This window comes from Bacillota bacterium (genome assembly GCA_029961055.1).
GTDB lineage: Bacteria > Bacillota > Sulfobacillia > JAIMAT01 > JAIMAT01 > JAIMAT01.
This window is the reverse complement of the sequence record JASBVM010000051.1, coordinates 15,611-39,439: the sequence shown is the minus strand read 5'-3', so window position 1 is coordinate 39,439 and position 23,829 is coordinate 15,611. Positions and strand designations below refer to the sequence as shown.

The following is a 23,829-nucleotide window of genomic DNA, read 5'->3' as shown; positions in this document are numbered from 1 at the left end:
GCGTCCAGTGGCGGAGATCGTGGACCGGGTCCGCCGGGCGAACGATCTGGTCGAGCTGGTCTCCGAGACGGTCCGCCTCCGCAGGCAGGGGCGGAACCTGGTCGGCCTCTGCCCCTTCCATCACGAGAAGAGCCCTTCCTTCACCGTCTCGCCGGAGAAGCAGCTCTTCCACTGCTTCGGTTGCCAGGCTTCGGGCGACGTCTTCAGCTTCGTCATGCGGCGGGACGGGGTCGGCTTCCGGGAGGCGCTGGAGAGACTGGCGCGGAGGGCGGGCATCGAGCTGGAGGAGACGGCCGATCCGCGCGAGCGGGCGCGCCGGCAGCGGCGCCGGGCGGCGGAAGAGATGCTGGAGCTGGCGGTCCGCTGGTTCGGCGAGTGGCTCCAGGCGCCGGAGGGGGCCGAGGCCCGGCGGTATCTGGCCGAGCGGCAGGTGGCGCCGGACAGCGTCCGCGCCTTCGCCCTGGGTTGGGCGCCGGGCGGGAACCGGCTCCTGCGGCGGCTGGAGGCGGCGGGCATGGAGCTGGCGGCGGCCCGGGCGGCCGGCCTGGTGGCGGAGGGGGAGCACGGCCTCTACGACCGGTTCCGCGAGCGGCTGATCTTCCCCATCCGGGACGAGCGGGGCCACCTGGTCGGCCTGGGCGGACGTCTCCTGACCGATGGCCAGCCCAAGTACCTGAACTCGCCCGAGAGCGAGATCTTCTCCAAACGGCGGGTCCTCTACGGGTTGGACCGCGCCGCCCCCAGCATACGGAACCGGGGGCGGGTGATTCTCGTCGAAGGTTATATGGACGCGCTCACCGCTCAACAGGCGGGGTTCGGCGAGACGGTCGCCTCCCTGGGGACGGCGCTGACCGCGGAGCAGGTGGAGACGCTCCGTCGCCTGGCGAAAGAGGTCGTGATCTGTTACGATGCAGATTCCGCCGGCCAGGAGGCGACGCTGCGCGGCCTGGAGATGCTCCGCCAGAGCGGGCTCAGCCTGCGGGTGGCGGAGCTGCCCGAGGGGAAGGACCCGGACGAGCTGATCCGCCGGCGCGGGCCGGCCGCCTTCCAGGCGGCGGTGGAGGCGGCCCGGCCGTGGCTGGAGTACCGCTTCCAGCGGCTGGTCGAAGACCGGAACCTGGAGGACATGGAGGTCCGGGTGGAGGTGGCCGAGGCGATGGCCGGGCTCCTGGCCGCGGAGAGGCACCCGGTCCGCCAGAGCGAGGGGATCCGCTGGGTCGCGGAGCGACTCGGGGTGGAGGAGACGGCGGTGCGCCGGCTGGTCGCCGGGAAAGTCGAAAAGCGTCGCGGGGTCGGCTCCGCATCACATAATCGGAGGCCGAATCGCTATACTAACGAACGCGCTTCGCGCATCCAGGGGCCCACGAGCCAGCGAGCGCGAGAGAACGGGGCAGGAACCGGGTCGGCGGCGACGAAAACCTTACTACGGGTGCTCCAGCATCATCCTCAGCTTCTTTCGCGGCTTGACGGTTTCGACACGGGTGTTATACCGGCGGATGCCGAACGCAAGGCCGTCGAAGCGCTGCGCGAGGCGCGCGGGGATTTGTCCGGGGCCCTGCGTAGACTGGAGGCGGAACAGGAGGCGAAGGCGGCTTCCTTTCTCACCGCGGCGGCGATGGACGAAACCCCGGACGCGGATCCGGAACGGGCGCTGGAAGACAGCCTGCTCAGGCTGAGACGGGAGGCGCTGCAGCGGAGGAGCAGGGAGCTGGGAGTCGCCATCGCGGAGTGCCAGCGGAGCGGGAGGGATTGTACGGAACTCTTGCGGCAGTGGAAGGAGTGCGAGGACCAGCTGCGCCTGCTGACGGGTTCCACCGGAGCCGGGCGTTCCGGCGGCCCGATCCCGGAGGGGAGAGGGGGGAGACGGGATGGCTGAGAAGGAGATCGTTCAGGCACCGGATGTCCGGGAGCTGCTCGAGCGGGCCAAGGACCGCGGCCACATCACCTATCGCGAGGTGAACCGCGGCCTGCAGCACAGCGGTCTGACGCCGAGCCAGATCGACGACGTCTACCAGGCGCTCTCCGACATGGGCGTCGAGGTGGTGGACGAGGGCGAGGAGGAGCCCCAGGAGGACCTGGTGGGCTTCGAGGAAGAGGAGCCCGAACTGGCGCCGGAGGAGACAAGCATCGAGCCGGCGGCCGGCGGCAAGGTCCACCACGAGGCCCTGGGCGACGAGGAGCTGGAAGCGCCTGACGGCGTGGCCATCGACGACCCCGTCCGCATGTACCTCAAGGAGATCGGCCGTGTACCGCTTCTGACCGCGCAGCAGGAGATCGAGCTGGCGAAGCGGATCGAGGCGGGCGACGAGGAGGCCAAGCGGGAGCTGGCGGAGGCCAACCTCCGCCTGGTGGTCAGCATCGCCAAGCGCTACGTCGGACGCGGGATGCTCTTCCTCGACCTGATCCAGGAAGGCAACCTGGGCCTGCTCAAGGCGGTGGAGAAGTACGACTGGCGGAAGGGCTACAAGTTCAGCACCTACGCCACCTGGTGGATCCGCCAGGCGATCACCCGCGCCATCGCCGACCAGGCCCGGACCATCCGCATCCCGGTCCACATGGTCGAGACGATCAACAAGCTGGTCCGCGTCCAGCGGCAGCTCCTCCAGGAGCTGGGCCGCGACCCCACGCCCGAGGAGATCGGCGAGGCGATGGGCATCGACGCGGAGCGGGTGCGCGAGATCCAGAAGATCGCCCAGGAGCCGGTCTCGCTGGAGACACCCATCGGCGAGGAAGAGGACTCCCACCTGGGCGACTTCATCGAGGACGAGGACGCGCCCGCGCCGGCGGAGGCGGCCAGCTACAGCCTCCTCAAGCAGCAGCTGGAGGAGGTGCTGCACACGCTGACCGAGCGGGAGCAGGAGGTGCTCCGGCTCCGCTTCGGCCTGGACGACGGGCGGCCCCGGACGCTGGAGGAGGTCGGCCAGGTCTTCGGCGTGACCCGGGAGCGGATCCGCCAGATCGAGGCCAAGGCGCTCCGGAAGCTCCGGCATCCGAGCCGCTCCAAGAAGCTGAAGGACTACCTGGAGTGAGGCGGGAGATGTCCGGCTACCGTCCTGGAGGGCGCCCCCCGGCGGGGCGCCCTCCCCATCCCCGTGTCGTCGAGCTCGCCCATGCCACCTGGACCGAGGTGGCCTCGCTCCCGCCGGAGCGGACGGTGGTCTGCCTGGCGGTGGGACCGATGGAGGAGCACGGGCCGCACCTCCCCTTCGGCACCGACGTCGTCAACGCCGAGACGATGCAGGAGCGGCTGGTCTCGGCGCTCGTGGAGCACGGCTACCACGCGCTGGTCTGCCCCACGCTGCCGTACGGGACGGCGCCGCTGGCGCGGGAGTTCCCCGGCTCGGTCTCCGTCCGCCGCGAGCACCTGGCCGCCTTCGTCGGCGACGTTCTGGCCTCCTTCGCGCGCAACGGCCTGCCCTGGATCGTGGTCACCAGCTGCCACATCGACCCGCCCTTCATCCGCGCCCTGGACGAGGCCTGCCAGGCGGTCAACGAGCAGGAGGGCGCCCGCGCCCTCCACGGCTACGAGGCGCTGATCCTACGCGACCTGCTCGAGGGGGACCCCGCCGAGCTCTGGGGCGAGGAGGCCCGCGACGACGTCCACGCCGGCCTCATCGAGACCAGCTACCTCCTCGCCGTCCGCCCCGAGCTGGTCCGCCTGGAGGAGGCGCGCCGGCTGCCGCCGGTGCCCGTCAGCTTCCGGGGGCTGCAGCGCCTGCGCTCCTTCCGCCAGCTGGGCGAGGGCCTGGGCTACACCGGGCGCCCCGGCGCGGCCAGCCCCGAGGCGGGCCGGATCTGGTGGGAGCGGTACACCGCCGCCTACGTCGACGCGGTCCTCCGCCACCTCCAGGGCGAGGACGTGAGCGGCCTGCTCCACTGGACGCCCGGGCCCCGGGCGGGCGAGAGGGGCGCCTGAGGATCCACCTGCCACCACCACCATCGCGAGCGATCCCGACCGCTCGCGCGGGAGAGGAGGAAGGCTACGGTGCCAGCGGAGGCTCCCACCATCGACGCCCGGCGCCTGCTCCGGCGGATCGAGGAGCTGGGCGAGATCGGCCGCCTGCCCGAGGCGCAGGGAGGCGGCATCAACCGGCCGACCTACGGTCCCGCCTGGCTCGAGGCGAGGGCCCGGGTGGCCGCCTGGATGAGCGAGGCGGGCCTGGCGGTCCGGGTGGACGCGGCCGGCAACCTGATCGGCCGCAGGGAGGGCGCCGGCGGCGCGGCCGGAGCGGCTGCCGAGCGGCCGGTCCCGGCCATCGCCCTGGGTTCCCACATCGATACCGTCCCCCACGCGGGGGCGCTGGACGGCGCCTACGGGGTGCTGGCCGCGGTGGAGGTGGCCGACGCCGTCCGCCGCGCCGGCAGCGAGCTCCGCCACCCCCTGGAGGTCCTGGTCTTCGCCGACGAGGAGGGGCGGATCGGCGGCGGCCTCTTCGGCAGCCGCGCGCTGGCCGGCCTGGTGGAGCCGGAGTACGCCGAGCGCAGGATGGACGTGGGCGACGCCATGCGCGAGGCGGGCCTCGACCCGAGGCGCCTCGGCGAGGCGGCGCGGAAGCCGGGGGAGCTGGCCTGCTACGTCGAGCTGCACGTGGAGCAGGGGGGTCGCCTCGACCGGATGGGGGGGCGGCTGGCGGTGGTGCGCGGGATCGTGGGCATCCGCCGCTTCCTGGTCACCTTCCGCGGCGAGGCCAACCACGCCGGGACGACCGAGATGCGCGGACGGCGGGACGCCGCGCTGGCGGCCGCCCACTTCCTGCTCGACTTCCGCGAGCGGATCCTGGAGCGGGGGGAGGGCGTGGTCGGGACCGTGGGAGCGCTCCGCCTCGAGCCGGGCGCGGTCAACGTCATCCCCGGCGCCGCCCGCCTGGAGGGCGAGTTCCGCGCCCTGGAGGCGGCGGAGCTGGCCGAGCTGGAGGCGGAGGTGGCGCGGCTGGCGGAGGCGGCGGCCGAGCGCGAGCGGTGCACGGCCGAGTTCGAGCCGGGCGCCTGGGACCCGCCCACCCTTTGCGACCCGCGGGTGATGGCGGCGCTGGAGGCGGCCGCGCGAGAGCGCCTGCGGGGCGACGAGGAGGTGCCGCGCCTGGACAGCCGCGCCGGCCACGACGCCCAGAGCATGGCCCACCTCTGCCCGGTGGGCATGCTCTTCGTCCCGAGCCTGGGCGGCTTCTCCCACGTGCCCCAGGAAGCGACCCGACCCGAGGACCTGGTCCTCGGCGCCGAGGTGCTGCTGGGGGCGACGCTCCGGCTCGACCGGACGCTCTGACCGTCTGACCGGGGCGCCGCGGCGGCGGTGGCGCTGCGGGAGCGGAAGCGGGGGTGAGGCGGGGGTGCGTCTGATCCTGGCCTCCAGCTCGCCGCGCAGGCGGGCGCTGCTGGAGGCGCTGGGTCTTTCCTTCGAGGTGATCCCGCCGGATGTGGACGAGCCGCGGCAGGACGGCCTGCCGCCCGGGCGGGTGGTGGAGCGGCTGGCGCTGCGGAAGGCGCTGGCCGTGGCCCGCCGCCTGGCGGCCGGCGGGCCGCCGCAGCCGGAGCCGGCCTGGGTCCTCGGCTCCGACACCGTGGTCGTCCTCGACGGCGAGATCCTCGGCAAGCCGGCCGACGCCGCCGAGGCGGCGGCCATGCTGGGACGCTTGGCGGGCCGGACGCACACGGTCTACAGTGGCATCGCGCTGGTCCCGGTCCGGCCGGGGGCCGGCGAGCCGCCCGGCGAGGGCGAGGCGCGGGTCGCCCACCAGCGGACGGAGGTCCACCTGCGCGCGCTGCGGCCGGGCGAGGCGGAGCGCTACGTGGCCACGGGCGAGCCCATGGACAAGGCGGGCGCCTACGCGGCCCAGGGCCGGGGAGCGGTCCTGATCGAGTGGATCCGGGGCGACTATACCAACGTGGTCGGTCTCCCGGTCCCGCTCCTCCTGGAGCACCTGGCCGCGCTGGACCGCGGGAGGGGATGAGGCGAGATGGTGCCGGTGCACGTCGAGCGCGTCCTCGAGCTGGTCACGGTGGAGGGGGAGAGGAGCCACATCCTCGTCCTCGTGGACGAGGAAGGGAGGACCGCCCTGCCCATCACCATCGGCTCCGGCGAGGCGGAGGCGATCGCCATCGGCATGAGCGGCGCGCAGCCGCCGCGGCCGCTCACCCACGACCTGCTCCTGCGCGTGGTGGAGGAGCTGGGCGGCCGCATCCAGCGGGTGCTGGTCCACGACATGCGCGGCGAGACCTTCATCGGCCAGCTCGACGTCGCCACCAGCCGCGGCGTGCTGGAGGTGGACTGCCGCCCCAGCGACGGCGTCGCCGTCGCCGTCCGCGCCGGCTGCCCCATCCTCGTGGACGAGGAAGTGCTCGCCAAGGCGGGCGTCGACCCCGACCGCTTCCGCGGCGAGGAGTCCTCCCCGCCCACCTGGGACTGAGCACCGCCCTTCCTCACGAGGACCCCGGCGCTCAGGAAGGGGGACGGACATGGACGGGATCCGCACGGTCTACGACTGGGTGCGCGCCACCCGGCAGGCGCTGCTCGACCACCTCGAGGGCTGGCCGCCCGAGCTCTACCGCCGCCCGCTGGAGCTCCTGGCGGGCGAGAGCGTCCGGGACCGGCACGTCCACATCGCCGAGGGCTACGTCGTCTGGCTGGAGCGGGTGGGGCTGCAGGAGCGGTCGTTCGCGGACCCCGCGCCGGGAGAGGTCCCGGACGCCCGCCGGGCGCGCGCCCTCTTCGCCGAGGTGGACCGGCTGGTGGAGCGTTTCCTGGCGCGGTTCGAGGGGGAGCTGGACCGGCCGCTTCCGCGGCGCTGGAAGGGGGAGGAGCTGGAGCTGACGCCCCGCTGGCTCCTCGCCCATCCCATCACCCACGAGTTCCATCACAAGGGGCAGATCGTCCTCGCCGCGCGGCTGCTCGGCCACCCGGTCGCGGACTCCGATCTGCGCTTCCCGCACGAGGCGGCGGCCCTCCCGGGAGCCGGGGCGGCCGGGGGAGACGACCGCGCGAGCGCTGAGGCGGCCGCGGGGCCCCGGCTCCGCATCGCCGACGCTCGCGGGGAGCCGGAGCGGGCCTGGCTCGCGAAGCTCTGGCGCGAGCGCTGGGGCGACACCGTCATGGTCACCCGCGGGCGCGTCCATCGCCTCGACTCCCTCCAGGCGCTGGTCGCCTACCTCGACGGCCAGCCGGCCGGAGCCGCCACCTGGCACGCCGACGACGACGAATGCGAGCTGGTCAGCCTCGACGCCACCCGGCAGGGGAGGGGCGTGGGCAGCGCGCTCCTCGCCGCCGTGGAGGAGCGCGCCCGGGCGGCCGGCTGCCGCCGCCTCTGGCTGGTCACCTCCAACGACAACCTGGACGCGCTCCGCTTCTACCAGCGGCGCGGCTACCGGATCACGGCCGTGCACGCGGGCGCCGTCGACGCGGCGCGCCGGCAGAAGCCGTCCATCCCCGAGCTGGGCGACGGGGGCATCCCCCTCCACGACGAGATCGAGCTGGAGAAGAGGCTCCCGGAGACGACGGGCGGCTGAGGGCGAGGAGACCCTGCCCGCTCCCTGCTCCCCCCGGCCCGCCTCAGCCGCTCGGATGCCTATCCGGGTTGCTGCAGAAGAACCTGACGCCTCCGGTACCCGCCGGGTACCCGCCGCCCTTCAGGCGGCCTCGCGGTCTCACCGCCGCAGGGTGACCTCCCAGAGGCCCGGCTCGCTCTCGCGGCTGTCGAAGCCGAATCCCCGACTCTCGGCCAGCCTGCGCAGATTGGCGACGGAGGACGGCCGGTCGACGACCACGACCAGGTCGCCCGTCGTCTGGTGGAGCGCCTGCTTCACCTGGTGCACGGGGTCGGGGACCGGCAGCTGGCGCCGCGGGTTGAGCGGCCAGCCGCGCGTGTCCAACCGGTTCCCCTCGAGCTTGAGACGGGGGCGGTACTCGCGCATGAGGCGGGCCTCCGCCTCGGCGAAGCCTGCCGCCGTCAGGTCGCCGCGCCCGAAGAGCGTGCAATGGCAGGTCCCCGTCGCCTCGATGTCCGCCAGGGCGAACTTGCACGGGCACATCAGCTTCCTGTCCATCGCCGCGTCGCCCGTCGGCTCGAAGCAGGGGCACTGCTGCGTGCCGTAGAGGTCGCGGTTCTCCTCGATCCAGATCTTCAGGTTGGTGCGCATCATCCGGTGCGGATTGACCCGGAGCCCGTTCCTGCGGGCGAAGTTCTGGATCCACCGCTCGTCCCGGCGCAGGCGGTCGCGGTACCTCCACCAGCCGGCGAAGAAGTCGCGGTAGGCCCGCCAGGACGCCCTGATCCTCGACCACGTTCTCACGCTTTCGATCCCCTCCGGTCCACGGGCTGAGACGCCGGAGGGAAGGCAGGAAGCGGGCAGATACCCCGGAGGGTAGCGTGCGGCTTGGCCCGGCCGGCGTCAAGCCACCCGCGGAGGGCGGCGGTGACCGCCTCTCCGGACCGACGGCGAAGGCGACCCCGCAGAATTACATGTGCGTTACGGACCCGGGAAGCGACTCCCCATCGCGTCAAAGTGGCGAAACGCTCACACCACGAAACCCGCGACGGCAGCCGTCGCATAGCCGAATACGCCAAGGAGGGAGCGCCCTCGGGCGCTCCCTCCTTAGAGTCCTAGCTGAGCGGTAGAGGTCCACGATAGCGTAGTGGCCGCTCCCGTCCGTGTAGAGATCGACTGTATCGCCAGGCTGCAGACCGGTGAAGCCGATGTACTTGCCCGACGTGATGCCGCTGAAAGCCGCGCCATTCACCACGGTCAGGTAGCCGCCGCTGAACCCGGCATCTTGAAGCTGGTGTCAACTGTGCCGTCGACCTTGACCGCCTTGAGCGTGACCGCCGTGGACGAAGCATTCAGCACTTGGCAAGGTGCCCTTGCCACTATCCGGCAGGGTCGTCACCTTCGACAAGGGGATTTTGGATTCACTGCGGGCAGGGTCTTCGCCAGCGGGGCCGGGAGCCTGCTCCGGCCCGACAACATCCGCCACGCATGGCTCCGGATTTGCGAGCGAGCAGGCGTCGAGGGCGTCCGGCGCCATGCCCTGAGGCACTCCCTCGAAGTCTCCTCCAGGAGGCGGGCGTTCCCCCGCTGGAAGGGGTCGCCCACCTCGGGCATAGCCGCGTCACCACGGCGCTCGGCGTCTACACCCACGCCTACGAAGGCCCGGCCTTCGTCCAGGCTCAGGACGCCTTCCGCAGGCTCCGCGGAAGCGAGGCGGATGGCCCAGCGAGATGAACCGCTAGCGCCGGAGAGAACCTGGGACAGGGTCGCTCTCCGCCCTTCGTGCTTTCGGAGATTGACCGGAGAGCCGTTCTCGGTCAATCCGCATCCGAACGAAAAAGCCCGAACCCCGCGTGGATTCGGGCTTCTTGGTTGGTGGGCGCGGCAGGGTTCGAACCTGCGACCTTTCGGATGTGAACCGAACGCTCCACCGCTGAGCTACGCGCCCTGGAAATCCGGGGAAGGAGCGGTCATGGATCCGCTTCCTCCAAATCTGGTGACCCCACCGGGATTCGAACCCGGGTCGCCACCTTGAAAGAGTGGAGTCCTAGACCGCTGGACGATGGGGTCCCGATCCAGGGCTTCACTATAGCACGGGCCGGGGCGGGGCTGCAACGGCCGCCGGACGCGGGCGCGCGGCCAAGGCCGGGCGGGGCGGGTGCCGTCTGGTAGAATGGCGGGGAATCGCCCGGCGGGGTCAGGAAGGAGGGGGCGCGGTGGAGCTGGGGCTCGTGGCCATTCTGCTGCTCATCCTCTTCCTGCCCTTCGTGGCCCACGCGATCGAGGAGAACCTGGAGGTCTTCCTGTTCGTCATGGGCGTGGCCGCGGCGCTGGTGGCGGGCGTGGCCGGCGGGCCGCTGCTGCTCCGCGCCCTGCGCGAGCCGGTCGCGATCACGCTGGCGGTGCTGGTCGCCAGCCTCCTCTTCAAGTGGTTCCACGGGGGGATGGAGGCGGCGGTCGCCCGGGTGGTCGACCGGGTCCCGCTGCCGCTCTTCGCGGGGCTGCTGGTGCTGGTGTTGGGCCTCCTCTCCAGCGTGATCACGGCCATCGTCGCCTCGCTGGTGCTGGCCGCTCTCCTGCACGCGATGCGCCTCCACCGCCGCTCGCAGATCAGACTGGCGGTGCTGGGGAGCTACGCCATCGGCCTGGGCGCCGTGCTGACGCCGGTGGGCGAGCCGCTGGCCACGATCGCCGTCAGCCGGCTGCAGGAAGACTTCTGGTTCCTGGTGCGGACGCTGGGCCGGTACGTCATCCCCGGCCTGGTCCTGCTGGCCGTGGTGGCCGGCGCGATGGTGGCGCACGCCCGGGCGCGCGAGGCCGCCGCCGAGGAAGAGCTTCCGGAGGCGCCGGAGGACTCCTACCTCGAGGTGCTGCTGCGGACGGTCAAGGTCTACCTCTTCGTCGTCGGCCTCACCTTCCTGGGCGCCGCCTACGAGGAGCTGATCAACCGCTACCTCCTGGGCCTCCACCCGGCCTACCTGTACTGGATCAACATGCTGAGCGCGGTGCTGGACAACGCCACGCTGGCCGCGGCGGAGCTGAGCCCGCGGATGACGACGCTGCAGGTGGAGTCGGTCCTGATCGGCCTCCTCGTCTCGGGCGGGATGCTCATCCCCGGCAACATTCCGAATATCATCACCGCCGCCCGCCTCCGCATCCGCATGGCCGATTGGGCGCGGCTCGCCGTGCCGATCGGTGCGGTGCTGCTCGTCGGCTACTTCCTGGTGCTGTTTATCTGAGGTAGGCGGGGGGCGGGGAAGCCCGTCTCCCGGACGGCCGGTGGCGCATAGCGCCAAAATCGACCGGCAGATCGCCGGTTCCCGAGGCAGGGGACGAGCCCCCGGTGGCGTAACTGCCTTCAACGTACAACATGTGGTGGAAGGTAATCGCCACAGACACAACATATAGTGTCCACGGCTCGGGCCGGGCGCTCCCGCCCCGTCCGGGGGCCACCCGGCCGGAGCCGGCGTCGAAGGAGTTGGGGTCATGGCAAGGAAGGCCGACGCGCGTGCATGGGCGTCGACGCGCTTCGCCGGCATGCCGACGGAGCTCTCGTGGAAGATCTTCATCGACCGCTACACCATGAAGGACGCCAACCGCGCCTTCCAGCCGGGCGACCTGGCGGTGGTCCCGACCCGGGAGGATCCGCGCTGGCCCCAGAAGGAGCTGGCCGAGGTGCTGGCCGTCGACGGCGACCGCCTCCGGGTCCGGCTCCTGACCGGCGAGGCCAGGGGCGAGGAGCTGGAGCGCTCGCGGCTCAGCTGCGACCGGCCGCTGGAGACGACCCTCGCCGAGGTGGCCGCGCGCATCGGCCGCGGCGTGGCGGCGGTGGAGCCCGACGACGAGCGCCGCGCGACGTGGGCCCGGGCTTTCGCCGAGGAGATCGAGGCGCTCCGCCTGATCCCCGGGGGCCGCGTCTGGGCGGGCGCCGGCACCGGCCTCGACCTGACGCTGTACAACTGCTACGTCATCCCGAGCCCCCGCGACTCGCGCCAGGGGATCGTGGAGACGCTCGGCCAGATGATCGAGATCATGTCCCGGGGCGGGGGCGTCGGCATCAACGTCTCCTCGCTGCGGCCCTTCCGGGCGCCGGTCCGCTCGGTCAACGGGCCCACCCAACGCCCGTCTCCTGGATGGAGCTCTACTCGATGGCGACGGGGCTGATCGAGCAGGGCGGGAGCCGCCGCGGTGCCCTGATGCTCCAGCTGGACATCCGCCACCCCGACTGGAAGCGCTTCGTCGACATCAAGAAGCAGCCGGGCCGGGTGGAGAACGCCAACATCTCCTTCCGGATCACCGACGACTTCATGCAGGCGGTCAAGGAAGACCGGGAGTGGGAGTTCTGGTTCCCGGACACCTCCACCCCCGGCTACGACGAGATCTGGCGCGGCGACTTCGACGACTGGGAGGCGCGGGGTCTGCCCAAGGTCGTCTACGATCGGCGGCCGGCGCGCGAGGTCTGGCGCGAGATCATCGAGGCGGCCTGGGAGTCGGCCGAGCCGGGCGTGGTCTTCTCCACCCGGCACGAGAAGGACTCCAACTCGTGGTATTTCAACAGGTTAATCTGTACAAATCCATGCGCCGAGCAGCCGCTTCCGGCCTGGGGCGTCTGCACCCTCGGCCACGTCAACCTGGCGCGGATGGTGAACGCCGAGGGGACGGACGTGGACTGGGAGAAGCTGGGCCGTTCCGTCCGGACGCTGGTCCGCTTCCTGGACGACGTGGTGGACGCGACGCCCTACTTCATGGAGGAGAACCGGCAGAACCAGCTGCGCGAGCGCCGGGTGGGGGCCGGCACCATGGGGCTGGGCGAGCTCCTGATCCGGCTCGGGCTGCGCTACGGCTCGCCCGAGGCCGTGGAGTTCACCGAGCGGCTCTACCGCTTCATCGCGCTGGAGGCCTACCGGGAGTCCATCGACCTGGCGAAGGAGAAGGGGCCCTTCCCCGCCTTCGACGCGGAGAGCTTCCTCCAGTCCGGCTTCATGCGCCGGATGCCGGAGGAGATCCGGGACGCCGTCCGCCAGCACGGGATCCGGAACGTGACGCTCCTCACCCAGGCGCCCACCGGGACCGTGGGCACGATGGTCGACACCTCGACCGGCATCGAGCCCTTTTACGCGCTCAAGTTCACCCGGCGCTCCCGGCTGGGCGAGGACGTGCAGTACGTGCGCGTCGCCCAGGAGTGGATGGAGGCGCACCCGGGCGAGGAGCTGCCGGGGTACTTCGTCGGGGCGATGGACCTGACGCCGGAGGAGCACGTCCGCATGCAGGCGGCGGTGCAGCGCTGGACCGACTCCTCCATCTCCAAGACGGCCAACGCGCCCGCCGACTACACGGCGGAGCAGGTCTCCGACCTCTACATGCTCGCCTACGACCTGGGCTGCAAGGGCGTCACCGTCTACCGGGACCGCTCGCGGCAGGAGCAGGTGCTGGCGACCCAGGAGGCGCCCGCCCGGGCGCAGGGGCGCGCCGGGGAGACCAGGGAGGAGGCGGCGCCGGGGCGGCCCGCCGCCGAGCCGCGCCTCCGGCCCGAGGCGCGGCCCGAGGTGCTGACCGGCCGGACCACGCGCATCCGGACGCCGCTGGGGAACCTGTACGTCACGGTCAACGAGCTGAACGGCAGGCCCTTCGAGGTCTTCACCCAGATCGGCAAGGCCGGCTCGGACGTGACCGCGCTGACGGAGGCGCTGGCCCGGCTGATCTCGCTGGCCCTCCGCTCGGGCGTCGATCCCGACGCGGTGGCCGAGCAGCTGATCGGCATCGGCGGAAGCCAGTCCGTCGGCTTCGGCCCGCACCGGATCCGCTCCGTGCCGGACGCCCTGGGGCGGCTCCTGGCGGGCACCTGGCCGGACGGCCACGCCCCCGGCGAGGAAGGGGAGGCGGACGACGCCCCCGCGGCCACGCTGGAGCCCGCCGCGACGGACGGCCCGGCGGCGGCACCCGCGCCCCGGAGGCCCCGCAGCCCCAAGGACATCGACCTCTGCCCGGTCTGCGGCGCCATCGCCGTCCACCAGGACGGGTGCGTCAAGTGCCTGGAATGCGGCTTCAGCTCCTGCTGAACCGGCGGCCGGAGCGGCGGCGGAACCGGTCCGAGGAAGGGGGGCACGCCGGCGCCTATGCGCTCCTGGTGCTGGCGCCCCTCCTCTGGAGCGGGAACTTCCTGGCGGGCAGGCTGCTGGCGGGCAGCCTGCCCCCCGTCACGCTCAGCCTGGTCCGCTGGCTGGTGGCGACGCCGGTCCTGCTCCTCCTGGCGCACCGGGCGGGGCTGGGCCGCCCGCCGCGGGCCGCCCGGCCGGCGCTGGCCTGGATGGGGCTGAGCGGCGTGGCGATCTTCACGCCCGCGGTCTACCTGGCCCTCCACACCACCGCGATCCTGAAGGCCTCGCTCCTCCAGTCGACCACGCCGGTCTTCGGCGTCGCCCTGGCGGCGCTGGCGGGCCTCCGCCCGGGCTGGAGGCAGGCGGGGGGCTCGCTGCTGACGGTGGCCGGCGTGGCCCTCATCCTGCTCGCCCCCGCCCGCCTCCCGGCGGCCGCGCCAGCCCCCGGGGGCGGGGCGGCGGGCGGCTGGGGAGGTCTCCGGCTCGGCGACCTGCTCATGCTCCTGTCCGCCCTCCTCTGGGCCGTCTACACCCTCTACGCCCAGCGCGCGGCGGAGGCCTGGCAGTCGGCCCCGGACGCGCCGTCGCCGGGCTCGCGAGCGGTGCGGCCGGCCCCCGGCCGCACCGACCTGGCCCTGGGCGTGACCGCCTGGTCCTCGCTGGCGGGGTTGGTGCCGCTGGCGCTCCTGACCGCCGCGGAGTGGCTCTGGGGCGGGGCGTGGAAAGAGGCGTACGGCAGCGGTCCCCGCCTGGAGCTCTCGCTCTCCGCGCTGGCGGGCGTCCTCTACGTGGCGCTGGGCGCCTCGGTGCTGGCCATGTGGGCCTGGAACAGCGGCGTCCGCCGGATCGGCTCCGCCCGCGCCATCAGCTTCAACAACCTCCTGCCCGTCTTCACCGCGCTCTGGGGGAGCCTCTTCCTGCAGGAGCCGGTCGATCCCTGGTCGGTGGCGGGCGGCCTGCTGGTGGTCGGGGGGGTCAGCCTGGCGGCCGGGGCGGCCCGCCCGGGTGCGGGCGCGACGGCGGTGGCGGGGCCGGAGCGTCGCGGGAGCATCCGCCCGTGGCGGTGGAAGCGGCCGCCGGTGCAGGAGAGACCGCCGGCGGAGTGAGCGGGCCGCGCCCCCGGCCCTCCGGGCGCCTTGCCGCGGACGGGGGCGGGGCACGTCAGCGGGTATGGCCGCCCGGCGCGTGCCGACGCTACCGGGGCGAGGCGACCGGCTCGACCTGCAGCACCCCGCGCAGGATCGATTCGACCGAGGGCACGCCCGCAGTCCCGGGCGAATTCCAGAAGTTCCGGTAGTCGAGATGGCCCACGCCCGGCATGACGAAGACGGAGGCCGGGCTGGCGTAGGGGTAGGTCTGCATCTCCACCGGGACCACGCCGTCGCTCCGGGGATAGCCGAGGAGGGCCAGGAGTGCCAGGCCTGCCAGGACCTGGATCCCCATGGTGAGGGAGGGCCGCCGGATCTCGCCGACCATGGAGACGATGGGGTAGCCGAGCCTCGGGTGCAGCCCGGCCACCTCGGCCTGGACGGTTGCCGGCGTGAGCCAGCGGTCGGAGGGGGTGCCGTAGCCGAGGAGATCCGGGACGATCCGGGTCAGGGGGTTCCCGGCCAGGGCGCGGTCGACGTCGGCCAGGGGGCTGCCGCCCCAGGGCGTCCCCAGCGTCACCAGCGCGGCGACGGCCGGGCTCCCGTAGCGCGCGGTGGCCTCGGCCACGTCCAGCCCGCCCATGCTGTGCCCGATGGCGACGAGCCGGTCCTGGGCCATCCGGCTGAGGCGGTTCAGCTGTTCGGCCAGGATGGCGCCGTCGGCGACGGCGTCGGCGCCGGGGTCGAGCTTGACCGCGGCCACGTTGTAGCCGGCCTGGAAGGCCTGGCCGTACATGGGTTGGAAGTACGACGGGCCCTCGTGGATCCCGTGCACGAAGACCAGCCAGGGCGCCTCGCGGCCGGGATGGCGGGAATAGAAGACGGTGCCGACGGCGGCCGAGCGGTCGAGGCTCGGGTCCAACGCCTCCGGCGGGACGGCGCGCAGCGTGACCGTGGCGAGGGAGCGGGGGGTGAGGGAGCCGGGCTCCCCGCCGTAGGGGACGGCATCCCCCGGGGAGTCCGGTGGAACCGCGCCGGGTGCCTCCGCCCGGGCGACCGCCGGCAGGAGCGCGATGGTCCACAGCACCAGGATCGTGGACCAGGCCAGGAGGGCGCGCCAGGGTGGGCGCCCGGGACGGGCGGGCCGCATGCTCGAAGCTCCTCCTCCTTCCGACTCCTTCCGACCGCGGCGGACGACGGGTAGGGGTCTACCCGCCCGGGCGGAGGTCGGGGCCGGGGTGCCGTCCGGCACACCCTTTTCATTTTCATATGTCTACGCGTCCGGTCCTTCCGTGGGAACCGGGGAACCGGCGGCGGCTGCTGCGGGCTGGCCCACCGGTGCGAACCCTCCTCCCCTCCTCCGGGGGAAGAACCGGGCGGCCGGCGCCTGGGCCGGCCGCCCGCTGCCGCTCTTCCCGCGGCCGGGAGAGCCGGGAGAGAAGACAGGGAAGGGCCGTCAGCTGTGCGAGGCGACCCGCTCTTCCTCTCCCGCAGGTTCGACCAGGTAGCCGTGGTCGGCCTCGAACATCTGGCGGAAGAGGGAGTAGAAGACGACCAGCGCGCCCAGCGCGGCGAGCCAGAGCTGGTGGAAGAGACCGCCGTAGCCGAGGATCAGGACGCCGGCCGCCAGGACCAGCGGCAGGAGGGTGGGCGAGGGGAGGCGGATCGCGCCGGGTGCCGGCTGCCCGCCCTCCGCGGCGGGGCCGCGCTCCCCGCCCTGCTTCGCCGCCCAGAAGGCGTCGCGCGAGCGGACCTCGGGGATGCGGGCGAAGTTGTAGGCCGGCACCGGCGAGGGGACCGACCACTCCAGCGTCCGGGCGTCCCAGGGGTCGGCGCCGGCCTGGCGGCCGCGGTAGACGCTCCAGAGCATGTTGCCCACCGTCATCAGGACGCCCGCCCCGAGGATGTAGGCGCCGATGGAGGAGAGCAGGTTGAAGGTGGCGACGCCCAGCTCGGGCGGGTAGGTGTAGATGCGCCGGGACATGCCCAGGAGGCCGCTGAGCAGCATCGGGAAGAAGGTCAGGTTGAAGCCGACGAAGGTGACCCAGAAGGACCAGACCCCCGTCCGCTCGTCCAGCAGCCTGCCCGTCATCTTGGGCAGCCAGTAGTAGGCTGCGGCCAGCATGGAGAAGAGGATGCCGCCCACGGCCACGTAGTGGAAGTGGCCGACCACGAAGTAGGTGTCGGTCAGCTGCAGGTCGGCCGGCGCCGTCGCCAGCATCAGCCCGGTGAGCCCGCCGACGATGAAGACCGGCAGGAAGCCGACGGCGTACAGCATGGCGGTGGTGTAGCGGATCCGGCCGCCCCACAGGGTCAGGAGCCAGGTGAAGACCAGCGCGGCCGTCGGCCAGGAGACCAGCTTGGTGGTGATCATGAAGGCGTCGTTGACCACCGGCCCCATGCCCGTGGCGTACATGTGGTGCGACCAGACGGTGAAGGAGATGGCCGCGATGGCGATCAGGGCGAGGACGGCGCCGCGGTAGCCGAAGAGCGGCTTCCTCGAGAAGGTGGGGATCACCTCGGAGATGACGCCCCAGGCCGGCACCGCCAGGATGTAGACCTCCGGGTGGCCCATGATCCAGAAGAGGTGCTGCCACATCAGCGCGTTGCCGCCCATGGCCGGCACGAAGAAGCCCGTCCCGGCCCAGCGGTCCAGGAGGAGCAGGATGAGCGCCACCGTGAAGGGCGGCATGGCGAAGAGGATGAGGGCGCCGGTGATCAGGCTGGCCCAGGCGAAGATCGGCACCCGCATCAGCGACATGCCCGGGGCGCGCATCTGCAGGACGGTCACGATCAGGTTGACGGAGGAGACGATGGAGGAGAGGCCTGAGATCAGGAGGCCGAGGATGTAGAAGTCCTCGCCGACCCCCGCGTAAGGTCCGGCCAGCGGGGTGTAGTTGAACCAGCCCGCGTCGGGCGCCCCGCCCAGGAACCAGCTCGAGTAGAGGAGGAGACCGCCGGCCAGGTAGAGCCAGTAGCTGAGCGCGTTCAGCCGCGGGAACGCGACGTCGCGCGCCCCGATCATGATGGGCATGAAGTAGTTGAAGTACGCCGTCTCCATGGGCAGGACCGCGAAGAAGAGCATGGTGGTGCCGTGCATGGTGAGGAGCTGGTTGAACAGCCCGGGACCGATCAGCTGGTTGTCGGGCCGGATCAGCTGCGTCCGCATCAGGAGCGCCTCCACGCCGGCGACGGCGAAGAAGGCGAAGGAAGTGACCAGGTAGAGGATACCGATGCGCTTGTGGTCCACGGTCGTCAGCCAACTGAGGAGACCCCGCTCGGAAGGCGCCCGGGCCTCGACCCGGGGAAGCGCACGTTCGGCGGTGGCCATGCTGGGAGGACCTCCTTTCGAACCGGAGCGGGCCACCGGGCAGGAGGCGTGGCATGGAAGGACCGGGCCCGGCGGCGTTTTCCCTGATTGCACTAAATTATGTAGTCGCATCCGTTCCGCGGCAATCCATTTCGAGCTAAGAAAACAAAGGATAGGCAAAAGTATGAAAACTCCCCGCTGTTCCGGGGAATCCTGCCGACCCGCATCCCCGCGCCGGGCGGAACGACCGGGCGGGGGCGACGGCCCGGGTGCGGCGGGACCGGGTGCCCGCCGGGGTCGCCGGCACGGACGAGCAGGCGCTCGCCGCTGCGGGTCGAAGTAGGCTCCCATCCGAGGGCGACGGGAGGAGGGCGAGAGGTTGGAGGTCAGGGGCGAGCAGGTGCTGCGGGCGGCGCGCCCGGTGGTCTACGGCTTCCTCATGGATCCCGAGGTGCTCTCGCGCTGCATCCCCGGGTGCAAGGCGCTGCGCCAGGTGGCCGACGGCGCCTACGAGGCCGACCTGGAGCTGGGCGTCGCGGCCATCAAGGGGCGCTACAGCGGCCGGGTCGAGATCCGCGACGCCGAGCCGCCGGAACGATACACGCTGCTGGTCTCGGGCCAGGGAGGCCCGGGTTTCGTCAACGCCGAGCTTCACTTCGCCCTGGAGGAAGAGGACGACGGCACCCGTCTCCGCTACGAGGGCGAGGCCCAGGCCGGCGGCACCATCGCCAGCGTCGGCCAGCGGATGCTGGGCGGGGTGGCCAAGCTGATCACGGGCCAGTTCTTCTCGGCGCTGACGCGCGAGGTGGAGGCGCGCACGGCGCAGGGGGAGGCGGGTGCCCCGTGAAGCCGCCCCGCTTCGCCTACGCGGTGCCGGAGAGCCTGGAGGAGGCGCTCGGCCTCCTCCGGGAGTACGGGGGCGACGCCAAGGTCCTCGCCGGCGGGCAGAGCCTGATGCCGATGCTCAACCTGCGGCTCCTCAGGCCGTCGGTCCTGGTGGACATCAACCGTCTCCCCGGCGAGGACCGGATCGAGGAAGAGGACGGCTTCCTCCGCATCGGCGCGCTGGTCCGCCACCGGCAGGCGGTGCGCTCGCCGCTGGTCCGGCGGCGCCTCCCGCTCCTGGCGGAGGCGGTCGGCCAGATCGGCCACCCGCAGATCCGGAACCGGGGGACGCTCTGCGGGAGCGTCGCCCACGCCGACCCGGCGGCGGAGATCCCCGCCGTCCTGGCCGCGCTGGGCGGCGAGGTGCTCCTGCGCAGCGCCGCGGGGGCGCGGAGCGTGCCGGCCGAGCAGTTCTTCCTCGGGTTTCTGACCACCGCGCTGGGACCGGAGGAGATGGTGGAGGCGATCCGCCTCCCGGTGGCGCCGCCCGGGAGCGGGTCGGCCTTCCTCGAGTTCAACCGGCGGGCGGGCGACTTCGCCATCGTCGGCGTGGCGGCGCAGCTCACCCTGGACGAGCGCGGCCGCATCCGGGCGGCCGGCCTGGCGCTGACCGGCGTGGGCGGGGCGCCCTTCCGCGCCGGCTCGGCGGAGGCGCTCCTGCGCGGGGAGGCGCCGTCGGAGGCGCTCTTCGCGCGGGCGGCGGAGCGCGTCGCCGAGGAAGTCGACCCCGAGGCGGACATCTACGCCTCCGCGGAGTACCGGCGCCACCTGGCCGGGGTGCTGACCCGCCGCGCCCTGGCGGCCGCCTGGCGGCGCGCGACCTCTGGCAACCGGGAGGGAGAGGCTTGACGGAGCTGTTGGAGAGGAAGCGGATCCGGCTCCGCGTCAACGGGCGCGAGGTCGAGGACGAGGTGGAGGTCCGGACCACCCTGGCGGACTGGCTGCGCGAGGGGCTGGGGCTGACCGGCACCCACCTGGGCTGCGAGCACGGTGTCTGTGGCGCCTGCACGGTCCTGGTCGACGGCCAGGCGGTCCGCTCCTGCCTGATGCTGGCGGTCCAGGCCGACGGGACCGAGGTGCGGACGGTGGAGGGCCTGGCCGGGCCGGAGGGGCAGCTCCACCCGGTGCAGCAGGCCTTCCTGGAGCACCACGCGCTCCAGTGCGGCTTCTGCACGCCGGGCTTCCTGATGACGGCGGTCGCCTTCCTCGGGGAGAACCCGGAGCCGGACGAGGCGTCGATCCGCGAGGCGTTCTCGGGCAACATCTGCCGCTGCACCGGCTACCAGCCCATCGTCGAGGCGGTGGCCGACGCGGCCGGGCGGCTCCGCCGGGCACCCGCGGGCGGGGCCGGGCCCGCGCGCTGAGGCGCTCGCCATGCGCTGCGGCATCCTCACCGCCAGCGACTCCGGCGCCCGCGGCGAGCGGCAGGACCGCTCCGGCGACCTGATCGAGAGCTGGCTCCGGGAGCACGGCCACGAACCGGCCTACCGGACGCTCCTCCCCGACGACGAGGAAGCGATCCGCCGCGCGCTCCTCCACTGCGCCGACGAGCTGGACCTGGAGCTGGTCCTGACCACCGGCGGCACCGGCCTCGCCCCGCGCGACGTGACGCCCGAGGCGACCCGCGCGGTGGTGGAGCGGGAGGTGCCCGGCATCGCCGAGGAGCTCCGCCGCCGGGGCGCGGCGGCCACCCCGCGCGCGCTCCTCTCCCGCGGCGTCGCCGGCGTCCGGCGCGGCACGCTGATCGTCAACCTCCCCGGCAGCCCCTCCGGCGTCCGGGACGCCCTGGCCGCGCTGGAGCCGATCGTGGAGCACGCCGTCGCCATCCTGCGCGGCCGGCCCGTCGACCACTGAGCGGCCGCGGCCGGGGGCTGGGAGGCGGGGGCGGGCCGGCGCTACCAGGTGGAGCCGCCCGACGGCGGCGGCCAGTCCCCGATCTGCCGCCGCAGGAGGACGATCTGCCCGAGGTGGTACGAGTTGTGGATGGCGGTGTCGGTGAGCAGCTCGCCCACCGAGCGCCGGCTCCCCGCGACGGGCTCCTGCCAGCGGGGCAGGTAGCCGCTCACCTGGCCCAGGGTGGAGAGGAAGTGGGCCACCTCCCCGTCCAGCTCCTCCTGGCTCGAGGGAGCGGGAGGGAAGGGCCACCCCTCCTCGGCGTGCGCCGGCTCCTGCGGCTCGTCGCCCCGGAGCTGCGCCAGGGTGAACTCGAGCCAGAAGGTCAGGTGGCCGAGAAGCTGGTGGATGGTATACGGCGCCGACTCCGGCAGCCGGCCCGCCGTCCCCACCCCGAGCGCCTCCAGGGCCACCTCGGGCCGGACGTGGGCCGGCACCTCGTCCAGCGCCAGGCGGATGGCCCGGACGGCCAGATCGGCCGCCGGGCGAGTCGGTGTCGGCAACGGACGTCCCCCCTCCGCTTGATCATAGACCGGGCGGGGTAGACTGAGTGCGAGGGGAGGGGGGTGGCGGGCATGCTTCCTGGCGGTGTCGCCGTCCCGGCGGAGGGCGGGTGGCGCCTGAGCCCGCTCCTTCTGGCCGCGGCCGGCCTTCTGCTCGCCCTCTACCTGGCGGGCTGGGTGCGGATGCGGCGCCGCGGCCTCGGGAAGAGCGCCGCCGCCTGGCGGGCGCTCCTCTTCCTGGCGGGGCTGGCCGCCGTGGTCGTCGCCTTCGACTCGCCGGCCGAGGCGCTCAGCCGCCGGCTGGTCAGCTTCCACGTGCTGGAGCACCAGCTGCTGGCGCTGGTGGCGGCGCCGCTCCTGCTCCTCGGGCTGCCGGGCCCGGCCTGGGCCTGGGGGCTGCCGGCGGCCTGGCGGCGGCGCTGGCTGCCGGCGCTGGTCCGCTGGCGGCCGCTCCGCCAGACGCTCGGCTGGCTCCTCCGCGTGCCGGTGGGCTGGATGGGCTTCGTCTGGGTCTTCGCCTTCAGCCTCCTGCCGCCCGTCGAGCGCTGGGCGCACGGGAGCGGCTTCGGCGGCGAGGTGACGCTGGCGCTCTTCCTGGCCAGCGGGGTGGCCTTCTGGGGGCCGGTGGTGGGCTACTCGCTCCACGGGCGCCGTCTGCGGCCGGCGGCGGGCATGGCCTACATCGGCAGCCTGGTGCCGGTCCTCTGGATCGCCGCCGTCGTCCTCCTCTTCGGCGGCCGGATCCTCTACGCCCGGGGAGGGGAGGCGCTGCCCCTCGGTTTCTCGGCGCTGATGGACCAGCAGGTGGCGGGGGCGGGCCTGCTGGTGATCTCGGTGCTCTACGTCTTCGCCTTCCTGCTGGAGGTTGCCGCCTGGCTGGAAACCGGCGAGTCCGGCGCCCCGGGAAGCCAGCCCCCCGCCCGGGTCATCCTCCTCCGCCGGCGCCGCTCCGCCTGAGGGGCGGACGGGCGGAGGAGGGGGAGGAGCGGGCGGGGCCGGACCGCGCCGCCCGGGCTGGACCGGCCCCGCCCCGCGTCTCGGGTCTCAGGCGGCGCGGGGCAGCGTCCGCGCCCGCGGGACCGGGCCGAGGCCGGTCTTGGCCGCCTGCGGGTAGAGCAGGCGGAAGATCTGCTCCAGGCCGTCCACGATGCGCGGCCCCGGCCGGGAGACCAGGTTCTCGTCGATGACGTAGACGCGCCGGTTCTTGACCGCGTCCAGGCGCGCCCAGGTCGGCCGCCGGCCGCCCAGGACGGCCTGCCGCTCGGCCGCGTTGCTGCTGGGCAGGAGGATCACCTGCGGATTCCGGGCGAGGAGCTCCTCCTCGCTGAACTCGGGCCAGGCGCTCTTGGCGTCGTGGGCGATGTTGATCCCGCCCGCGCGGGTGATCAGGTCGTCGATGAAGCTGCCCGGGCCGGCCGTCATCAGCGGCTGGTTCCAGACCTCGTAGAAGACGCGTACCCGCTCCGAGGAAGGGATGGCCGCCGCCCGCGCCTCCACCGCCCGGATCCGGCGCTCCATGGAGGCGACCAGCCGCTCCGCCGGGGCGACGGCGCCCGTCGCCCGGCCGATCAGGCGGATGGAGTCGAGCACCTGCGACAGGTCGGCCGGCTGGATGACCAGCACCGGGATGCCCATCTGGCGGAGCTGATCGTCCGCCTTCTGGGTGCCGCGGATGGTCAGGACGAGATCCGGCTTGAGCGCCACCGTCTTCTCCACGCTGTAGTTGAGCTGCGGGCCGGTGGCGCTCACCTTGGGGAGCGACTTGGCCTGGGGAGGGTAGTCGCTGTAGGCGTCGACGCCCACCAGCCGCCTCCCCAGCCCCAGGGCGAAGAGGATCTCGGTGTTGGAGGGGGCGAAGGAGACGATCCTCCGGGGCTCCTTCGCGATCGTCACGCGGTGGCCCGCGTAGTCGGTCAGGGTGACCGGAAAGTGCGCCTGGGCCGCCCGCGCCACGGAACCGGCGCTGCCGCCGGCCCCCGGCTTGGCGGCCTGGCCCGTCTGGCCCGGCTGGCCGCCGCACCCGCTCACCACCAGCGCCAGGGCGAGGACGATCCAGGCGGGGGAGAGCCGCCGGCGCCTCCGCCCGCGGAGAGATCTCACGGATGGGTCACTTCCCTTCCTGGTCCTGCCATGGCCGGGGTGCTTCGGCGGCGCCCCGGCCGGCGGTCGAAGTCGAACAGGGCCGCAGGTGCGAGCGAAGAGACGGGAGACGTGCCGACCCGGCGCTCAGGCGCCGGGTCGATCGGGGAGGGATGACGACCGCATCGGACCAGCCCCCTTTCCTGCGAAGGCGGACTCGGTACGCGGCAGGCAGGTCTCCTGGCTTCCGTTCGTCGCCGTGGACGCCTTCCCGTCGGCTGCGCGACAGTGGCTTCCGTCCCGGCTCCCGGTCACAGTGGCGGGACCGCGCCGGAATCGCCCGGACCGCCGCAGGCGGTACCGGGCTCACCGGACTTCCCTATTCTCCCGGCGGACGACCCCTGCGGGCCGGGCCGGGCACCTGCCACGGGATTCCTGCCGGGGAGCCGACCTCCCCGGACGTGCTAGCTTTCCATGAGGGGCGCGGAGATCCT

The 23,829-nt window shown here is 73.1% G+C and carries 19 protein-coding genes, 2 tRNA genes, 1 pseudogene and 1 riboswitch; of the genes and pseudogenes, 15 read left to right on the top strand and 7 right to left on the bottom strand.

The window, feature by feature from the left end; all coding sequences use genetic code 11:
- Positions 1 to 7: 7 nt before the first annotated feature.
- From dnaG to QJR14_10655, 7 genes are all read left to right on the top strand, one after another.
- Complete coding sequence (dnaG, locus tag QJR14_10685; protein ID MDI3318063.1) at positions 8 to 1,876, top strand: DNA primase; 1,869 nt, start codon at positions 8 to 10, stop codon at positions 1,874 to 1,876.
- The gene (gene rpoD / locus QJR14_10680) at positions 1,869 to 3,029 is read left to right on the top strand and encodes an RNA polymerase sigma factor RpoD (GenBank protein MDI3318062.1); all 1,161 of its coding nucleotides are present in this window, start codon (positions 1,869 to 1,871) and stop codon (positions 3,027 to 3,029) included. The genes dnaG and rpoD overlap by 8 nt, the downstream gene beginning before the upstream one ends.
- 8 nt (positions 3,030 to 3,037) lie before the next feature.
- Positions 3,038 to 3,916, top strand: coding sequence for a creatininase family protein (locus QJR14_10675; protein MDI3318061.1), 879 nt, complete (start codon positions 3,038 to 3,040; stop codon positions 3,914 to 3,916).
- Between the two features lie 69 nt (positions 3,917 to 3,985).
- Entirely contained in the window at positions 3,986 to 5,263 is a 1,278-nt protein-coding gene (locus QJR14_10670) for a Zn-dependent hydrolase (GenBank protein MDI3318060.1), read from the top strand.
- A gap of 64 nt (positions 5,264 to 5,327) precedes the next feature.
- A complete protein-coding gene (locus QJR14_10665) occupies positions 5,328 to 5,948 on the top strand; it encodes a Maf family protein (GenBank protein MDI3318059.1) in 621 nt (206 codons plus the stop codon).
- A gap of 6 nt (positions 5,949 to 5,954) precedes the next feature.
- Positions 5,955 to 6,404: a bifunctional nuclease family protein gene (locus QJR14_10660; protein MDI3318058.1), complete on the top strand. Its 450-nt coding sequence runs from the start codon at positions 5,955 to 5,957 to the stop codon at positions 6,402 to 6,404.
- A gap of 49 nt (positions 6,405 to 6,453) precedes the next feature.
- Positions 6,454 to 7,500 (top strand): DinB family protein, encoded by a 1,047-nt coding sequence (locus QJR14_10655; protein ID MDI3318057.1) that lies wholly within the window; start codon positions 6,454 to 6,456, stop codon positions 7,498 to 7,500.
- A 138-nt stretch (positions 7,501 to 7,638) separates the two neighbouring features.
- Here the strand turns inward: QJR14_10655 and QJR14_10650 are convergent, their stop codons facing one another.
- From QJR14_10650 to QJR14_10640, 3 genes are all read right to left on the bottom strand, one after another.
- Positions 7,639 to 8,283: a ferredoxin-thioredoxin reductase catalytic domain-containing protein gene (locus QJR14_10650; GenBank protein ID MDI3318056.1), complete on the bottom strand. Its 645-nt coding sequence runs from the start codon at positions 8,281 to 8,283 to the stop codon at positions 7,639 to 7,641.
- Between the two features lie 1,069 nt (positions 8,284 to 9,352).
- A tRNA-Val gene (locus QJR14_10645) sits at positions 9,353 to 9,427 on the bottom strand.
- 46 nt (positions 9,428 to 9,473) lie between these two features.
- A tRNA-Glu gene (locus QJR14_10640) sits at positions 9,474 to 9,549 on the bottom strand.
- A gap of 146 nt (positions 9,550 to 9,695) precedes the next feature.
- On the opposite strand from QJR14_10640, the gene QJR14_10635 reads away from it, so the two are divergent.
- From QJR14_10635 to QJR14_10625, 3 genes and pseudogenes are all read left to right on the top strand, one after another.
- Positions 9,696 to 10,718 (top strand): DUF1646 family protein, encoded by a 1,023-nt coding sequence (locus tag QJR14_10635; GenBank protein MDI3318055.1) that lies wholly within the window; start codon positions 9,696 to 9,698, stop codon positions 10,716 to 10,718.
- Between the two features lie 298 nt (positions 10,719 to 11,016).
- Positions 11,017 to 13,538: pseudogene (locus tag QJR14_10630) on the top strand (adenosylcobalamin-dependent ribonucleoside-diphosphate reductase).
- On the top strand, positions 13,517 to 14,683 hold the full coding sequence (locus QJR14_10625) for a DMT family transporter (GenBank protein MDI3318054.1): 1,167 nt from the start codon (positions 13,517 to 13,519) through the stop codon (positions 14,681 to 14,683). The pseudogene QJR14_10630 and the gene QJR14_10625 overlap by 22 nt, the downstream one beginning before the upstream one ends.
- 88 nt (positions 14,684 to 14,771) lie before the next feature.
- Here QJR14_10625 and QJR14_10620 read toward each other — a convergent pair whose 3' ends face one another.
- Together QJR14_10620 and ctaD are read right to left on the bottom strand one after the other, a co-directional pair.
- Positions 14,772 to 15,815, bottom strand: a complete 1,044-nt coding sequence (locus tag QJR14_10620) for a hypothetical protein (protein ID MDI3318053.1) — start codon at positions 15,813 to 15,815, stop codon at positions 14,772 to 14,774.
- A 306-nt stretch (positions 15,816 to 16,121) separates the two neighbouring features.
- Positions 16,122 to 17,996 (bottom strand): cytochrome c oxidase subunit I, encoded by a 1,875-nt coding sequence (gene ctaD, locus QJR14_10615; GenBank protein ID MDI3318052.1) that lies wholly within the window; start codon positions 17,994 to 17,996, stop codon positions 16,122 to 16,124.
- Between the two features lie 358 nt (positions 17,997 to 18,354).
- Here ctaD and QJR14_10610 point away from each other — a divergent pair, with 358 nt between their 5' ends.
- From QJR14_10610 to QJR14_10595, 4 genes are read left to right on the top strand one after another with little or no spacing between them, the layout of a single operon-like run.
- Complete coding sequence (locus QJR14_10610) at positions 18,355 to 18,822, top strand: carbon monoxide dehydrogenase subunit G (GenBank protein ID MDI3318051.1); 468 nt, start codon at positions 18,355 to 18,357, stop codon at positions 18,820 to 18,822.
- Complete coding sequence (locus QJR14_10605; GenBank protein ID MDI3318050.1) at positions 18,819 to 19,709, top strand: xanthine dehydrogenase family protein subunit M; 891 nt, start codon at positions 18,819 to 18,821, stop codon at positions 19,707 to 19,709. Before QJR14_10610 ends, QJR14_10605 begins: the two co-directional genes overlap by 4 nt.
- Before the next feature lie 5 nt (positions 19,710 to 19,714).
- Positions 19,715 to 20,224, top strand: a complete 510-nt coding sequence (locus QJR14_10600; protein MDI3318049.1) for a (2Fe-2S)-binding protein — start codon at positions 19,715 to 19,717, stop codon at positions 20,222 to 20,224.
- Between the two features lie 10 nt (positions 20,225 to 20,234).
- Positions 20,235 to 20,714, top strand: coding sequence for a MogA/MoaB family molybdenum cofactor biosynthesis protein (locus tag QJR14_10595; protein MDI3318048.1), 480 nt, complete (start codon positions 20,235 to 20,237; stop codon positions 20,712 to 20,714).
- Positions 20,715 to 20,755: 41 nt separating this feature from the next.
- Here the strand turns inward: QJR14_10595 and QJR14_10590 are convergent, their stop codons facing one another.
- Positions 20,756 to 21,256: a DinB family protein gene (locus tag QJR14_10590; GenBank protein ID MDI3318047.1), complete on the bottom strand. Its 501-nt coding sequence runs from the start codon at positions 21,254 to 21,256 to the stop codon at positions 20,756 to 20,758.
- A 72-nt stretch (positions 21,257 to 21,328) separates the two neighbouring features.
- On the opposite strand from QJR14_10590, the gene QJR14_10585 reads away from it, so the two are divergent.
- Positions 21,329 to 22,213, top strand: coding sequence for a cytochrome c oxidase assembly protein (locus tag QJR14_10585; GenBank protein ID MDI3318046.1), 885 nt, complete (start codon positions 21,329 to 21,331; stop codon positions 22,211 to 22,213).
- A gap of 87 nt (positions 22,214 to 22,300) precedes the next feature.
- Here QJR14_10585 and QJR14_10580 read toward each other — a convergent pair whose 3' ends face one another.
- On the bottom strand, positions 22,301 to 23,356 hold the full coding sequence (locus QJR14_10580) for a cobalamin-binding protein (protein ID MDI3318045.1): 1,056 nt from the start codon (positions 23,354 to 23,356) through the stop codon (positions 22,301 to 22,303).
- Positions 23,357 to 23,547: 191 nt separating this feature from the next.
- A riboswitch (cobalamin riboswitch) is annotated at positions 23,548 to 23,775 on the bottom strand.
- Between the last annotated feature and the right edge of the window lie 54 nt (positions 23,776 to 23,829).